The following is a 15,183-nucleotide window of genomic DNA, read 5'->3' as shown; positions in this document are numbered from 1 at the left end:
CTCTTTTAAAAATCCAGGTCATTCCATGCGTCAATTTCTGCAATTTTGGACAAAATGGCTTCATGCAGTTCTTTTGCACTTGTCGCTGTGACAACTTCACCATTCACAAGAGCAAATGGAGTGTTGCTGCATTGTCCGCAATTGGTGAGGCATCCGTATTCGATCACGTCGTATTCAAGGTTTTCTTCAAGTGCCTCAAAGACCTCATCCGTTCCAAAATGCATGTTGTTGGTACAAAATTCAATAATGGGTCTCAAATTATTCACCTGCTTTAGTTTTGACCATTTTATTTTGACTTCAATTGTACTATAATAAAGGGAAGGAAAGGAGTTGACAATATGAGCGAAAACGTACAAAGCAGCACCATGTATGATGAAGTTCTAGAAGTTCTTGATAAACTTCGCCCATTCCTGCAACGCGATGGCGGTGACGTGGAATTGGTTGATGTTGAAGACGGCATCGTTAAGCTGAAATTAATGGGTGCTTGCGGTAGTTGCCCAAGCTCCACCATTACATTAAAAGCAGGGATTGAACGCGCACTCGTTGAAGAAGTAGAGGGCGTACATGAAGTAGTTCAAGTATTCTAATCATCCCCTAAGCATACAAGAGAGTCCCGAATATGGGACTCTCTTTTTTATTCTGTAATCGTAGGACGAATCGGATCAAGTCCTCCTGAGATATCCATAATATTCCCTGTTATAAAGTCCGATTGATCCTGACATAGAAAATGAATAACTCTTGCCACATCTTCTCCACTTCCCGGTCTTCCTCTTGGTGTCTCCTTATCAATTAACCCACTTACTTGTTCAATAGTCATCTCTTTATGCGCTCCCCGAATATCCCCAGGGCAAATCATATTAACGGTAATACCATAAGGCGCTTCTTCGACAGCAAGTGTCTTTGTAAAAGAAACAAGCCCTACCTTTGCAGAGGCATAAACTGCCCGCTGTGGCCAAGATCTCGCTTCACCCGCATGGCTGAATCCAAAATGGATAATACGTCCCCAATTTTTCTTCCTCATGCCGGGAAGCACCCGGTGATCTAATAACATCGTCCCTACCAGGTTTCCTTGCGTTAACATAATAATTTCTTCTTGCGTATATTCCGAAAACAGCTTCCGCTCCCTAATAAAAGGACCAGCGTTGTTTATAAGTATATCCACTACACCAAGCTTATGTTCTACAGTTGTAATCAGCCGTTCGATATCTTCTGCCTTACATATATCCGCTTGTACTGCGATGCAACGAACACCCAGCTTTTTGACGGCTGCACATAATTCCTCTGCTTCCTTCTGACTATGCACATAATTCAGAGCAATATCATACCCTTCTGCTGCAAGTCGAAGTGCTGTCATCTTGCCAAGTCCCTTTGCACTTCCTGTAATCAGAGCGACTTTGTTGTCCAACATCCCTTCCTCCTCCTAAAAAGAGCGGTTCCTACTCAGTATAATATAGCTGGAGTAATAAGAAAAGAAAGGATAGATTTCTAGAAAAAAAGAACCTGCCTCTATGAACAGAGTGCAGGTTCTTCGTAATTTTAGAATGCAGGAACGATCGCTCCCGCATAGTTATCTTCAATGAATGTCTTGATTTCATCGGAATTCAGAGCAGCATTAAGCTTTTGTACAGCTTCATCATTCTGATTGTTCTCACGAGCGACAAGCAAGTTCGCATAAGGAGATTCTTCATCTTCAATGAACAGGGCATCCTCAAGTGGGTTTAAATCGGCTTCAAGTGCGTAGTTTACATTGATTACAGCGAGATCTACTTCACCTAGTTGTCTTGGAAGCATAGCTGCGTCCAGTTCAACGATCTTAACATTTTTCGGGTTCTCCGCAATGTCACTGATTTTAGACTCTACATTCGTGTTGTCTTTCAGTTTAATAATTCCGTTTTTATCAAGCAACATCAGTGCACGACCACCGTTCGTAGCATCATTAGGGATTGCAATCTTCGCTCCCTCTTTTAATTCATCTGCTGATGTAATGGTGTTGGAATAAGCTCCAATAGGTTCTACATGAACATTGTTAAGAGCAACCAAATTCAAACCGCGTGTTTCATTCTCGTTCTCAAGATATGGTTTGTGCTGGAAGAAGTTTGCATCCAGTTGGTTTTGTGACAATTGTACATTAGGCTGTACATAATCGTTAAAGATGGTGATCTCCAGATCGACACCTTCTTCTGCAAGAATCGGTTTTACTTGTTCCAAAATTTCAGCGTGCGGTACAGGCGATGCTCCTACTCGAAGGGTGACTCTTTTATCTGTCTGACCACTATTTCCACTTCCTGTCGTATCATTACCAGCAGAATCATTTCCACATGCAGCTAAAACCAGTACCAATGCAAGTGTAAGACTAGATAAAAACCATTTTTTCATCGTTAACCCTCCTAAGTATAGTAAATCCCTATCTCTTAAAGCGAATTGCTATTTACGTGTAAAATGTTTAACTAATCTGTCCCCTGCCATCTGCAGGACTTGTACAAGAATAATCATAACGATAACCGCTACAATCATCACTTCACGTTCATACCTGTAATATCCATAGTTAATGGCTAGAGCACCAAGTCCCCCGCCGCCAACCATCCCGGCCATTGCGGTGTAGGATATTAGTGTAACCACCGTGATCGTAATTCCTGCAAGTAACCCAGGAAGAGCTTCCGGCATGAGCACCTTCATTATGATCTGCCCGGTAGAAGCGCCCATTGCTTGCGATGCTTCGATAACACCTTTGTCCACTTCACGCAGAGAAGTCTCAACGAGCCTTGCAAAGAAAGGTGCCGCACCAACCACCAGCGGCGGGATTGTGCCCACAACCCCTATTGTCGTGCTGACAATCGCTTTTGTAATCGGAAGCATGGCCACAATGAGAATAATAAAGGGAACCGAACGTAAGATATTTACGATAAAAGATAGTACAGTGTATATGAAACGATTTGGTGTAGAAGCAGATCGTGAAGTTAAAAATAGGATAATTCCCACCGGCAGTCCAATAATAAAAGTAAAGATACCGGATACAAGCAGCATACTTAGTGTCTCTAAGGTAGCTTTTTGAATCTCATCCCAATTAATTACGGAAAAATCAAGACCCATGATGTAGCACCTCCACTTCAAGACCTTGAAGAGTCAAGGATTCAACCGTTCTTAAAATCTGTTCAGGATGTCCCTCTAAACGAACCATCAACTGACCATACGGCATCTGCTTGATTGTAGAGATTGTTCCTTGCAAGATTGCAAAATCCACTCCGGTTTGCCGCACAGTCTGCGATAAAATCGAATCATAGGTTTTACTTCCTAGAAAAGTGATTTTTACCGTTTGTGAATGTTCTAAATGCGAAGCCTGAATGGCTTCCTCCATTAAATCACTAACTTCCGTTTCACGTAAAATAAATTCTTGGGTAACAGGATGTTGCGGTTTCAGGAACACTTCTGCCACCGGTCCTTCTTCCACAATCCCACCTTGATGAATAACAGCCACCCGATCACAGATGGTCGAAATTACATGCATCTCATGAGTAATCAGTACAATCGTGAGATTGTACTTCTGGTTAATATCAAGCAACAACTTGAGAATTGAGTTCGTTGTCTGCGGATCCAGCGCTGAGGTCGCTTCATCACACAGCAGAACTTGAGGATCGCTTGCCAGCGCCCTTGCAATACCCACACGCTGTTTTTGACCTCCGGACAGTTGAGAAGGATATTTGTTACTGTGGTTTGTAAGTCCAACCAGTTCAAGTAATTCCTTCACCTTTTGATCCACTTTCTTGTTGTCCGTTTTTACTAAACGCAGCGGGAATGCAATATTCTCGTAAACGGTGGCAGAACTCAGCAGATTAAAATGCTGAAAAATCATCCCTATTTTGCGCCGCTGCGCCTGGAGTTGCGATTTATTTAATTTCGTCATATTAATGCCGTCTACATAAACCTCACCCGATGTTGGGCGTTCTAACAAGTTAATCAACCGAATCAGTGTACTTTTCCCTGCTCCGGAATGACCGATCACCCCAAAGATTTCGCCTTTATTAATAGACAAATCAAGACCTGACAAGGCAGTAGTTACCTGCTTTCCTTGTCCGTAATCTTTGCGGATATTTTTTAATTCAATCAATACGGTACCTCCTTACTTGCGGTCATTCTCATTTGACTCATAGACACAAAAATCCCCCTTTTTCACAGAAAAAGAGGGCATCAATAGTTAAACGATTCCTTCTCATCTGCCAAGACCAAAAACATATGATCTTGAAGGATTTAGCACCATGTCATCCAATATAGAAAAAATCTCTATAAAGAATCGGTTGCCGGGCTTCATAGGGCCTGTCCCTCCGCCACTCTCGATAAGAATGATATGCAATTATGAATAAAGTCGAATGTTGTCATTTGCTAAACAAATTAATTGTTTCAGAAACTTAGTGAAAGTATATGATATTTCATAACACTTGTCAAAGGAAAAGTATTATGCGCGAACCGTTTGTTTTTTCCAAGTGCTATTCATGTACTCAAAGGATTCACGTAAACTTCTCGAGACCAAATCCACACCAAGTTCTAAATCGGAGGTAAACGCTTTTAGATCTTCGAGTTTCACTTTCCCATGCAGTGCTTGATGCCTTTGCCATAAATCATCTTGCATTTCCACGTTCATATGATGAATCTCTGTGTTGCGTCTTTTGCGAAGACGATTCATGGGCTGATGATACTTATCTTTCAGGCTGCTTAATTTGATGAGAAGCGTCTTATGCTTCGGTTGTCCTTCGAGCTGTTTCAGAACCGTAAAATAGGAAAAGTGCGCTTTAATTCTGGACGTTTCTAAATGATACCAGTCATCTAGAACATTACCCAGTTTGTCTAAGGTTGCAAACATACGAATGAAGCCGTCCTTGTAAAAGTATACGTATCTGGCATAATCGGCTTTTTCATCCGGCCCCATATCATCCGTTGATGCAGCATGGATCTTCGCGGCATAAAAAGAAGCAGCAAAGGAACTTTGTTCTAGTTCATCTAATGATGTGATCAGTCCACGGGTCCATATTTCCAATTCGCGATAGTCATGTGTTGGATCTGTACTCTCTTTTATTTCATTCATAAGTAACTGCAACATACGTGCCATCGCATCCATGGCTTCTTTCAAGTATCCCGAGTTCACCCGGGGTGGTTCACCTAATAAAGTACGCAGCATATGAACATCCTCCCTGCACCTCATTTTCCCCCATACAGGCACACAGAATCCCTACTTCTTATTGGTCCTAAGCAAAATAAGATTTCCAGCGTGAATCGACCAGTTTTACAATATCTTCCCGTGGAATGACTTCTTCAGGGTAACCTGGCTTCATCCGTGCATCTATAACGATCGGCAAGGAGTACCCGATATGATTCCGTTTCACTGAAGTATCTGCATACATGTCACTTGCTGGATTAAAGCGAGTAAACACGGTCCATAAGAAGGACATCTGATTTTTCGCTGTTTCTTGTGCATGATCGACCAGAATCACGAGCGGCCAAGTCTGTTCGAGTGCCCCAAAACGTTCTACGAGCCGGCCTGCAAGTTCTGGTTCTTCCTCATATGAAGCTCCCTCTACAAGCAGTACCCCGCCGCAGTAAGGTGTGATATTGGAAATTTCATTCACAAATCCACCTTCGTATGTGCGAGGAAGATCGCGCACTTTCTCTCCAACACCGACTAAGATGGCTTTACTTCCGTGGTTCAGCTTATGACCGGTATAATCGAGCGTATCATGTGAAGTATGATCAAAAATAAACAGATCCGTCTGCGGATCAAACCGTTCCAGTACCGTTTCAATCAATTCCGTAAAGTTAGATAAATCGATTGCCTGATCGGTTAAAATCAAAAATTTAGTCAAAGACAATTGTCCTTGTCCAAGTATGCTGAATCCGGAAACTAATGCCTCGCGCGAATAGCTTTCCCGTACAACAGCAGAAGCAAGCGCGTGAACTCCGCTTTCCGCATATGCCCATAAATCTTTCACCGTCGGCATGACAATGGAATAGGCGGGAGATAATAACCGCTGTACGAATTCTCCGAGATAATAATCTTCTTGTCGAGGTTTACCCACGATCGTCATCGGGTAAATCGCATCTTTACGGTGCCACATCCGCTCCACGTTCAAGATGGGAAACTCATGAGCCAAAGAATAATAACCGAAATGATCACCGAATGGTCCTTCCATTCTACGCTCGTGAGGCGGCACAATTCCTTTGATTACAAATTCTGCTTCAGCCGGCATACGGTGCCCCCCGAAAGGGTCATCAACCATTTTCAGCTTGTCCCCCATAATCAGGGAAGCCATGAGCAGTTCCGGAAGCTTCTCCGGAATAGGAGCAATTGCAGACGCAATTAGAGCCGGTGGACCTCCGAGGATGACAGACACTGGTAAACCTTGCCCGCGCTTTTCAGCTTCATGGTAATGGAATCCGCCGCCTTTTTGAATCTGCCAGTGTACGCCTGTCGTATGATCATCATAAATTTGAATACGATACATCCCCAGGTTATGATCTTTATGATCATCAGGATGTTCTGTATAAACAAGCGGTAATGTTAAAAATGGGCCTCCGTCCAGCTGCCAGCTCGTTACCTTCGGAAGCATCTTTAGAGGGGAATCTGTTTGATTCGCAGATAAAATGGGTGCATCACTTCGCTGCACTGTTTTCAAACCCACTTTTAGTGCTTCTTTAATCAAGCCTCGTTCATTCCAGAGTGCTTTTGCTGTTGGGGGCATCAGTGTTTTCGTTGCACCAACAATGGATTTCATGAGTTCTTCAGGTCTTGGTCCAAATGCCATATCTACTCTACGGCTTGTCCCGAACATATTCGTGAGTACCGGAAAAGGAGTTCCTTTTACGTTTGTAAATAACAAAGCAGGTCCCTGCTCCTCAATGACACGTCGATGAATTTCTGCAATCTCTAAGTAAGGATCAACAGGCGCGTCGATAATAACAAGGTCTTTTTCCTGTTGTAATTTAGTTACAAACTCACGTAAATTTGAATAAATCAATGTGGAAGATCCTCCTTTATAAAACAAAGCCCTGCGAATCTAATTCGTGGACTTTGTCATTTACATATGTAGCCTTCAGACAGGCACTAGCATTTATTGTACACTGTCCGGCTATTTTTTTCCAAGATACAACTATTGTATCCAGTTATTTATGATGTCTTTTATGAGCGATGGATACCTGCCGGCTTAGCCAGTTTCCATACCACATAACTCATGTAGGCGAGAAGTCCGAACAATACCGAAATAATCGTCATATGAGCAAGTACAACAAACATGTAAATCTCAGGACGATCCATTGTCAGCATAAGGCCTACACCCGACAACACTTGTATAATTACGAGTGAGATCGCTGTAATCCCAAGAATTTGCAGCTCCCTGTTCCCTTTATTATGCCGGTAAGCATAGTGACTGAGGACAGCAATAACGACTACAAGGAAAAACGCAGCAACACGATGCAAGAATGCAACAGCTACACCGCCTGAGAGTTCAGGAATCACTGCTCCATTACAGAGTGGGAATCCACTGCAGCCACCTGCAGACTCGGTATGGCTGACAAAAGCTCCTGTATAAACAACGATATATGAATAAATCATCGTTAGCCACACCAAGTTACGAAATTGCTTACTTACCCGCGGCAGGCTATCAAACTTAGCAAGTCCGCCAAATTTTTGTTCTTGTCTTGCACCAAGGGTAGTCATCAAAGAACTTGCAAGCGAAATAATGGCAAAACCAAGATGTAATGCCATAACAGCGGGTACTTGGGAGAATACAACTGCGAGTGCTCCCATCATCCCTTGAATAACAACGAAGAACAATGTTAAAAGCGAAAAAATTTGTAGATCACGGCGCTGTTTAGCAAACAGCATAAAGAGTACAAATGTGGTAATGGAAAGCAGCCCTGCTGACGTACTGACAATCCGGTGTGAATATTCAATGAGCGAAGCGAGTGTATGCGCAGGCACAAATTCCCCGTGACATAAAGGCCACTCATTCCCGCAACCAAGGCCCGAATCCGTACGCGTAACTACGCCGCCGCCGAAGGTAGCAAAAAACATGAACAGCGTAGTCACAAAACTAAACCATTTTAAAAGTCTGATATGCCTCAACCTTATTCACCTGCAATTATATGATATGGCGAAGAGAACTCTCCGCATGCTGATTATATAAGCAATTCTCAGCAACTCTTATTATTATAACGGATAAAAGAATTCGAAACATAATGGGATTGTGACAATATCTTAACGCCTGTTCAAACGTAACATTTTTCATTGCCTCGCTAGATCCTAACAAAATTCATTCACACAAAAAACACCGCACTCTCTTTATCTAAGAGCACGGTGTTTTTTTATGATTATGTTTAGCTGCGCAGTGTTTGATACACTTCAACCGCACGTTGAAGGAATTCTACAATTTCCTCGCGGGATTTGCGATTTTTATTCACGAAACGAATGAGTTCACGTCCATCTGCATAAGCCACAAAACTAGGGATTCCTAGGATGTTCTGTTCCTGGCTTAAATCGCCGGTTTGTTCTACATCGACTTCAATCAGGGTAAGAAGCTGGGAAAACTCCTGCTCTACCTCTGGCATGAAGGGATCGATAAATCTGCAGTCTACGCACCAGTCTGCTTTAAAGACAGCGACCGTCAAATTAGAAGATTGGGTTAAAACATCGAATTCCGCTTTAGAAGTAATTTTTTTCATCCTTATTCATCCTCTCTAGTTACAGCTCGTATAGACTTTCTGGTTCAGTGAATCATTCTTGACGAGTGGAAGTCAAATCATTCGTACATACTATTATATAACCAGGCAAAGTCTGTAGCAAAAGAGGAGGCAAGAAAAAGATGAAAAGTCAGCAATCTTCTGTCCATTCCTTAGACGCAATATGGCAAATGTTGAAGACATTGCCTATCACTGCAGCAGAAGTGATCCGCGGAAAACAGGCCGCTATTCGGTCATCGAAACAACTGCGTCATCCGCTTCGTCCACTCACCTGGCCTGCTTCATCTGCTTCCTGGATACAGAATGAACTGGAACAAACACTCGCTAGTGTACGTGCCAGCGGAGTCCAGCCTGCTTCCATGCGGAGCAGTCAGCTCGATCCTTATAGTGTGGAAGAGCTGGAACTCGTACGCGAGATCATGGAACAAACTCAGCAGCATAATCAAAGCAATATAACAAGAACTGCTGCTTATCTGGCTTGCTATGAGGCTTACCCGGAGCTTCACTGGGCTCTGCTTGCTCATTTTGTATCTCGTAACGGCGGTTACAATATGACCGATCTAAAGAGCGAGCTTTTGCAAAATGTACTTAAAAGTCAGGATAATAAACAAGTTTATCTTCTTCTAGAACGGTGTAATGCACTTATTTTTCAAGATGCTTATCCGCAGCTGATGTTATATATGAAAAGTCGAGAAAAAGGTCGTAGCTATTTTCATCTGTTATCCGAGTTTCATGTTTCCGCCTTTATGAGTCCTTTTTGGGAACAATTCTGGCTGGAACGCAACAGTGAGATCTTGACCGTCGGTCTTATTATTAACGAGCAAAATTATATCGAGAATCGGGTCATTCGTAATCCCTATTATCAGCATCATGTCATGGCTACGCTCTCTTTTCGTTCCCATGAACTAGCTGGGCTCAATCATATTATTATTCCGCTTGGTGTGGATCAGGAATTGGTCGGTTTGACGATTACTCATTTCAACAAACTTCATGAACGGATCGAATTCGGCAAAGCGCTGTATGCCCTGCTATTCGGGTATTCGCAGGTACTAGAGAGAGCCACCGCCTTTTCTAAAAAAATTCATCACGAAGGTTCCCGAAGTGAATATTGGCCTAAATATTACACTTCCTTATATGGTCAGAAACGGGAGGAACCCCTTCTTACACCTGCGTTAAGTAATAAAAATGTTCTTTCTACAGAAAATAAAATATACAGTCCTACACTATATAAAGCTTGGTATGATATGCCCTATGAGAAAATAACCCGTGAGGACTGGCTTACTCATACCCCTCGTACAGATACTCTTGGTCACCTTAACCTTCCAAGAAGACCACGAGTATTTGATGTAAGTTACCGGCACCGATTCGCCCTATGGAAACTTGGCATTGTTCATGATTTGAGCGAAATGAGAAATAACCATCAGATCCCATAAAAAAAGAACGAAGCTTCATGATTACATGAGCTATCGTTCTTTTTGTTTTATTCTTTGCTACCTTGCTTACTACCTCGCTGTAATCTCATCAAAGGCCGAAGCACCTTCTGAATCATCCGCGGATAGTTGGCAAGCTCGTCCTGACGAAGTACGCGCAACGCAATAAGCAGAACGAAGTAACTGATTACTACAACAATTCCAACGATGATACAGTTCAGTAAAAATGCCACTCTTGCGGGCATCATATCTACCATAGATAGCCCAAGCTGATGAAGTCCATATCCAATCGCACTGGATATAATAACAGTAATCAGAAAACCAACCCATCTCTTACCGAGAATGGAGAAGGCAACTGTCTTTTTCAGTACACGAATATTGAGAAGTGTAATGATAAAGAAAGCAAGACCCGTTGAGATAATGATTCCGTAAATTCCAAAAAATTGAGCAAGGATAAAGCTAGACAACAACTTGACCATAATCCCGATAAACACGGTTACCATTGTAATTCTTGGTTTGCCAATACCCAGCAGAATGGAATTTGAAGTCATCATTGTAATTTGAAATATAGTTCCAAATGTCAATAAAGCAACAATTCCGCTGCCATCCAAACTACTAAACAAGAGACCATTAATCGAATAAGCAGCTACACAGAGAGCAATAACCATTGGCATCCCTGTCAATATGGCGATCCGCATAGCGAGCGTCACTTGATTACGCAAATGCGCTTCTTCTTTTCTTGCAAATGCTGCCGAGATAATCGGGATCAGCGACGTGCTAAGTGCAATTGCCAGGATCGGTGGAATCCCCGCAACGGGCTGAGCCCGGTTTGTCAAAATACCAAGTAACGTCGTCGACATATCTGAGCCGACCTGACCGCTGATCAGCGGTTTAATAATGGACGAATCAATAAAGTTAACAGCTGGAACAGCTAACGATGACAGTACAATCGGTATGGAAAGTGTGAAAATATCACGATAGATCCGAGATAATGGAATTCGCGCAGTTTGCAGATCATGGAGACCGAGTTCTCGATCTTTTCGAATCTGTTTCCGAGTGAAATACAGCATTACTGCGAATGCACCGACACTACCGAGTACTCCCCCGAAAGTTGCACCTGCTGCAACCTCACTATCTCCATATCCCGCTCTTAATAAGATATAAGCAAGCAAGATTGCAGTACCGACCCGTGCAAATTGTTCAACAATCTGCGAGATTCCGCCTGCTGTCATGTTGTTGCGACCTTGGAAGTAGCCGCGCATCATGGCAATCGTCGGAAACAACAATAGCGCCGGAGCCAGTGCACGAATGGCTAAAGCCGATTCCGGAACTTGGGCAACATAAGTTGCGTAGAATGGAGCGAGTGTCCATAGCAGTATCGTCATTACAATCCCAGCAAATGCGGAAAAAATAAGTGCAGCTTGATAAATTCGTTTTGCTTCCTCAGGTTTATCCAGCGCATAACGCTCGGAAACCATTTTGCTGAGTGTACTTGGAATACCTGCAGTAGCAACCGTAAGCAGCATTAGATATACGCTGTTCGCAACCCCAAAAGAGGCGTCCCCCACATCTCCGAGCAAGTGTTCAAGCGGAACGCGCTGGACAAGCCCAAGCAGCCGGGCAACAAGTGCTGCCACAGCAAGGATAATGGTACCCTTGATGAATGATTCCTTTTTAGACAAGACGTAATTCCCTTCTTCCTTCCCCCGAACGAAACGTTTAGGAACCTAATTTTAATTAACCGTAATCCATATAAAAAATATGATAACCATCGCTACTTGCAAAATGATCTTCATCACTGTACTTGCAAATAAACCTAACACAGAACCAAATCCAACTTTCGCTGATTTTTGAACCGTCGATCCACCGATTAGTTCACCAACGAAAGCGCCTAGGAATGGTCCAATAACAAGTCCAAATGCCGGTATAACGAAAGGTCCGATAATTACACCAATCGTACTGAGTGTGGTCGAAAGCTTTGAACCTCCGTATTTCTTCACTCCCCAGGCATTCACTACGTAGTCAGCAACAAACAGCACCACGACGATCAGTGTCTGGATAATCCAGAACCAGACTCCAAATTGTTCGAATCCGAAGAACCAGCCATATACGAAAAAGGCTAAATAAATGGCAAGAGCGCCAGGTAGAATGGGGAAAATCGCTCCCGCAAGTCCAATCGCAAATAATAGAATAACTAAAATCCAGCCAAGGATTGTCATCAGGCGATTATGCCTCCTTCAAAATATAGTCTCGTATCACTTCCACAATTCCATCTTCATTATTCGTGCCTACTACGAGATCTGCTGCTTCTTTTACCGTTTCCTGTGCATTCCCCATAGCGACTCCAAGTCCTGCTGCTTGAATGACAGCAAGATCATTCAGACTGTCGCCTACCGCAACCACCTCTTCCATCGTAATTCCGAGTAGTTTACATACTTCCTGTATCCCGCTGGCTTTAGAAATACCCGCCGGATTGATTTCGAGATTCGTTGTTGAAGAATTCGTAATCTGAAGACCACCCAAATCTTGAAGTTCCATTAAAATCTGATGGCGGACCTCATTATCGTCGGTTGTATAACCGAATTTCAGCCACTCATGGTCGTAGATGGATTCCACCCACCGTTCACTGTTAAACAGTTTATCTACCGAATAAGCCCAGAACCAACAATCGTGCTTTATCGCAATCTCATGCATTTTAGATACCAGTTCCGGATCAAGCAGAGTTCTTACTTGCAATTCATTCGGTGATTTCCACACTTCGCTTCCGTTCACCGTAACCATCGGTGTATCAAGACCGAGTTCCTGTCCATAGGGAAGCGCATGATGAGCAGCACGTCCTGTAGATAGGCATACATGTATACCCGCTTTCATCGCCTTATGAATCCAGCTGGACGTCTCATGAGAGATTTCATGTTCATCGGTCAGCAGTGTGCCGTCCATATCCAAAGCAAGTAATTTATATCGATATTGATTATTCAAAATAAGTATCCTCCTTTTATTCTCTTATCCATCCATTATTTATCTTTATTGTCCGTTTATGAATCACAATACATATCGCATTTTATCATAAACAAGGGAATGCAACAAAAGAGGTTCACATGTTACAAAGACATATGTGAGACATATATAAAAAGAGCAGGTGGTTTCACCTGCTCTTACCTATGAATTTATTTTATTCCTATGCTTTTCATATATATTCCATATTACAGTTGTACTTCCCTGCTCCCCTTGCCTCGCATCATTCTCCGAACGAAGACACCATGAAGCGGCGAGAACAGAAAAGCAAGTATGAACAACCCACCTGCCGAAGCCACCATGCATCCCGCAATCGAAGCATCAAGCAGGAAGGCTGTATAATACCCAGCAACGGAGCTTGCTGCTCCGATAAGAACACTAAGAATCAGCATGACGCCAAGACGGTCAGTCAATAAATAGGCTGTTGCAGCAGGAACAATGAGCATCCCGACAACGAGAATAGCGCCTACGCTATCAAAAGAGGCAACCGAAGTCATGGAGACCATCCCCATGAGTAAATAATGAAACAGTGCCACCGGAATACCGCTTGCTGCCGCAAGTGCTGGATCAAACGAACAAAGTTTAAATTGTTTATAAAATAAAGTTAGTAAGGCCAATATGACAAACAGGGTTATCCCAAGCATCCATACCGCCCTTGGTCCTACGTCAACACCGCCCAAAGTCAGCTGATCCCACTGAACATAAGCGATTTCTCCGAAAAGCACATGATCGAGGTCAAGATCAATATTTTGTGCGTTCAAGCTGATCATGATAACGCCTACGGCAAAGAGAGACGTAAACACAATCCCAATTGATGCATCGGACGATAGTCCGCTCGACTGTAAAGTTTGAATGAGAAAAACAGCAATGAGTCCAAAAGCAGTAGCGCCTGCCAAAATCCACAGCGACTCACGCCCGCTGATTAGAAAGGCAATTGCTATACCTGGCAGCACAGCGTGACTAATGGCATCCCCGACCATTGCCATCTTTCTAAGCACTAGAAAAGTTCCAAGAAGCGCACAGGCGGAGGAAACGAGTATCGCGGTGAGTATAATCCAAAATCCTGACATGATAATCCTCCTCTACTTCCTGATTTCAGCCTGCTGCTTACTTGACCGCTGATTATAATCTGTTTTCACTCTCCGCCCAAGAATGACTCTAGCAATCCATCCTCTATCTGGGGCAAAAAGAACAGATACAGCAAACAATCCTGTAGCAACGAGTACGGTTACTGGTCCTGTAGGTAAATCGGGTGTTGTTGCACTAATCACCGTACCGATTACTCCACTAAGTGCTCCGAATAATCCAGCTAGAGCAACCATCAGACCCAGCCGATGTGTCCAATATCTAGCCGCTGCAGCGGGCGTAACGAGAAGTGCAGCAACAAGCACGACACCTACAATCTGAACTCCTGCTACGACGGCAATTACCGTAAGGAACAGTAACAGCTGCGCAAGTAACCCAGAAGGATACCCCATTCCTCTAGCAAATCCCGGATCAAAACTAATTAACTTAAATTCTTTAAATAAAAGACAGCATACAACAAGTAGAAATATAGAAACACCCAGCATCGTATAGACATCGCTTCTAACCATAGAAGCCGCTTGACCAAACATATATTTATCCAGTCCGCTCTGACTTCCATAATCCCCGTGCTGAATGCGGGTTAACAACATAACCCCTACTCCAAAAAAGACGGACAATATGACTCCGAGTGCAGTGTCTTGCTTTATACGGGAATACTTCGTTATGACTGATATTCCGACTGTCGCAATTATTCCGGAAACGAGAGCACCCAACATAAATAAGAAAGTTGATTTTACCCCGCTTAGCATAAAGGCTATACAGATGCCTGGAAGAGCGGCATGAGCTAACGTATCTCCAATCAGACTTTGCTTACGAAGATAAGTAAATGATCCCACCATTCCGCTGCTAAACCCAAGCAGCATCGAACCAAGCATGATCCACCTTGCATTTGGATCTGTCATAATGGAGAATATCCAGTTCATCATAC

At 43.2% G+C, this 15,183-nt stretch carries 16 protein-coding genes and 1 riboswitch; of the genes, 2 read left to right on the top strand and 14 right to left on the bottom strand.

Translation table 11 applies throughout. The features are described 5' to 3' along the window. Window positions 1-5: 5 nt before the first annotated feature. Entirely contained in the window at window positions 6-257 is a 252-nt protein-coding gene (locus tag H9647_RS16535; RefSeq protein WP_191801974.1) for a YuzB family protein, read from the bottom strand. Between the two features lie 81 nt (window positions 258-338). Between H9647_RS16535 and H9647_RS16530 the strand changes: the two genes are divergently transcribed. After that, window positions 339-587 carry a NifU family protein gene (locus H9647_RS16530; RefSeq protein ID WP_191801972.1) on the top strand — a complete coding sequence of 83 codons (249 nt, stop codon included), beginning with the start codon at window positions 339-341 and terminating at the stop codon, window positions 585-587. A gap of 47 nt (window positions 588-634) precedes the next feature. Here H9647_RS16530 and H9647_RS16525 read toward each other — a convergent pair whose 3' ends face one another. The 8 genes from H9647_RS16525 to H9647_RS16490 form a co-directional block, all read right to left on the bottom strand. Continuing rightward, the gene (locus tag H9647_RS16525; protein ID WP_191802306.1) at window positions 635-1,405 is read right to left on the bottom strand and encodes an SDR family oxidoreductase; all 771 of its coding nucleotides are present in this window, start codon (window positions 1,403-1,405) and stop codon (window positions 635-637) included. Between the two features lie 131 nt (window positions 1,406-1,536). Continuing rightward, on the bottom strand, window positions 1,537-2,376 hold the full coding sequence (locus H9647_RS16520; RefSeq protein WP_191801970.1) for a MetQ/NlpA family ABC transporter substrate-binding protein: 840 nt from the start codon (window positions 2,374-2,376) through the stop codon (window positions 1,537-1,539). Window positions 2,377-2,424: 48 nt separating this feature from the next. Further along, a complete protein-coding gene (locus tag H9647_RS16515) occupies window positions 2,425-3,093 on the bottom strand; it encodes a methionine ABC transporter permease (RefSeq protein WP_191802304.1) in 669 nt (222 codons plus the stop codon). After that, window positions 3,080-4,105 (bottom strand): methionine ABC transporter ATP-binding protein, encoded by a 1,026-nt coding sequence (locus tag H9647_RS16510; protein WP_191801968.1) that lies wholly within the window; start codon window positions 4,103-4,105, stop codon window positions 3,080-3,082. The genes H9647_RS16515 and H9647_RS16510 overlap by 14 nt, the downstream gene beginning before the upstream one ends. 99 nt (window positions 4,106-4,204) lie before the next feature. Further along, window positions 4,205-4,338, bottom strand: a riboswitch (SAM riboswitch). A 112-nt stretch (window positions 4,339-4,450) separates the two neighbouring features. Continuing rightward, entirely contained in the window at window positions 4,451-5,170 is a 720-nt protein-coding gene (locus H9647_RS16505) for a Cthe_2314 family HEPN domain-containing protein (RefSeq protein WP_191801967.1), read from the bottom strand. Between the two features lie 67 nt (window positions 5,171-5,237). Then, window positions 5,238-7,004, bottom strand: a complete 1,767-nt coding sequence (locus tag H9647_RS16500) for a UbiD family decarboxylase (RefSeq protein WP_191801965.1) — start codon at window positions 7,002-7,004, stop codon at window positions 5,238-5,240. A 161-nt stretch (window positions 7,005-7,165) separates the two neighbouring features. Continuing rightward, window positions 7,166-8,110: a COX15/CtaA family protein gene (locus H9647_RS16495; RefSeq protein ID WP_225229358.1), complete on the bottom strand. Its 945-nt coding sequence runs from the start codon at window positions 8,108-8,110 to the stop codon at window positions 7,166-7,168. 251 nt (window positions 8,111-8,361) lie between these two features. Then, window positions 8,362-8,706, bottom strand: a complete 345-nt coding sequence (locus H9647_RS16490; RefSeq protein WP_191801963.1) for a thioredoxin family protein — start codon at window positions 8,704-8,706, stop codon at window positions 8,362-8,364. A gap of 140 nt (window positions 8,707-8,846) precedes the next feature. Between H9647_RS16490 and H9647_RS16485 the strand changes: the two genes are divergently transcribed. After that, complete coding sequence (locus H9647_RS16485) at window positions 8,847-10,157, top strand: DUF2515 family protein (RefSeq protein ID WP_191801960.1); 1,311 nt, start codon at window positions 8,847-8,849, stop codon at window positions 10,155-10,157. A 47-nt stretch (window positions 10,158-10,204) separates the two neighbouring features. On the opposite strand, the gene H9647_RS16480 is transcribed toward H9647_RS16485, so the two are convergent. From H9647_RS16480 to H9647_RS16460, 5 genes are all read right to left on the bottom strand, one after another. Continuing rightward, window positions 10,205-11,836, bottom strand: a complete 1,632-nt coding sequence (locus tag H9647_RS16480; protein WP_191801958.1) for a putative polysaccharide biosynthesis protein — start codon at window positions 11,834-11,836, stop codon at window positions 10,205-10,207. Between the two features lie 51 nt (window positions 11,837-11,887). After that, window positions 11,888-12,373 carry a DUF456 domain-containing protein gene (locus tag H9647_RS16475; protein WP_191801956.1) on the bottom strand — a complete coding sequence of 162 codons (486 nt, stop codon included), beginning with the start codon at window positions 12,371-12,373 and terminating at the stop codon, window positions 11,888-11,890. 7 nt (window positions 12,374-12,380) lie between these two features. Next, window positions 12,381-13,136 (bottom strand): HAD family hydrolase, encoded by a 756-nt coding sequence (locus H9647_RS16470; RefSeq protein WP_191802300.1) that lies wholly within the window; start codon window positions 13,134-13,136, stop codon window positions 12,381-12,383. A gap of 221 nt (window positions 13,137-13,357) precedes the next feature. Further along, window positions 13,358-14,239, bottom strand: a complete 882-nt coding sequence (locus tag H9647_RS16465; RefSeq protein WP_191801954.1) for a metal ABC transporter permease — start codon at window positions 14,237-14,239, stop codon at window positions 13,358-13,360. Between the two features lie 12 nt (window positions 14,240-14,251). Next, window positions 14,252-15,181: a metal ABC transporter permease gene (locus tag H9647_RS16460; protein WP_191801951.1), complete on the bottom strand. Its 930-nt coding sequence runs from the start codon at window positions 15,179-15,181 to the stop codon at window positions 14,252-14,254. Window positions 15,182-15,183: the final 2 nt, after the last annotated feature.

Source organism: Paenibacillus gallinarum (assembly GCF_014836635.1).
GTDB classification, from domain to species: Bacteria; Bacillota; Bacilli; order Paenibacillales; family Paenibacillaceae; genus Paenibacillus; species Paenibacillus gallinarum.
Note: the sequence above shows the minus strand (reverse complement) of the source record. Positions and strands in the feature narration are given on the sequence as shown.

What these genes read in the sequence shown, in the direction of transcription:
- H9647_RS16530 (WP_191801972.1), top strand. Translation starts at nt 339, where the DNA reads ATGAGCGAAAACGTACAAAGCAGCACCATGTATGATGAAGTTCTAGAA.
- H9647_RS16520 (WP_191801970.1), bottom strand. Translation starts at nt 2,376, where the DNA reads ATGAAAAAATGGTTTTTATCTAGTCTTACACTTGCATTGGTACTGGTT.
- H9647_RS16505 (WP_191801967.1), bottom strand. Translation starts at nt 5,170, where the DNA reads ATGCTGCGTACTTTATTAGGTGAACCACCCCGGGTGAACTCGGGATAC.
- H9647_RS16490 (WP_191801963.1), bottom strand. Translation starts at nt 8,706, where the DNA reads ATGAAAAAAATTACTTCTAAAGCGGAATTCGATGTTTTAACCCAATCT.
- H9647_RS16485 (WP_191801960.1), top strand. Translation starts at nt 8,847, where the DNA reads ATGAAAAGTCAGCAATCTTCTGTCCATTCCTTAGACGCAATATGGCAA.
- H9647_RS16475 (WP_191801956.1), bottom strand. Translation starts at nt 12,373, where the DNA reads ATGACAATCCTTGGCTGGATTTTAGTTATTCTATTATTTGCGATTGGA.
- H9647_RS16465 (WP_191801954.1), bottom strand. Translation starts at nt 14,239, where the DNA reads ATGTCAGGATTTTGGATTATACTCACCGCGATACTCGTTTCCTCCGCC.
- H9647_RS16460 (WP_191801951.1), bottom strand. Translation starts at nt 15,181, where the DNA reads ATGATGAACTGGATATTCTCCATTATGACAGATCCAAATGCAAGGTGG.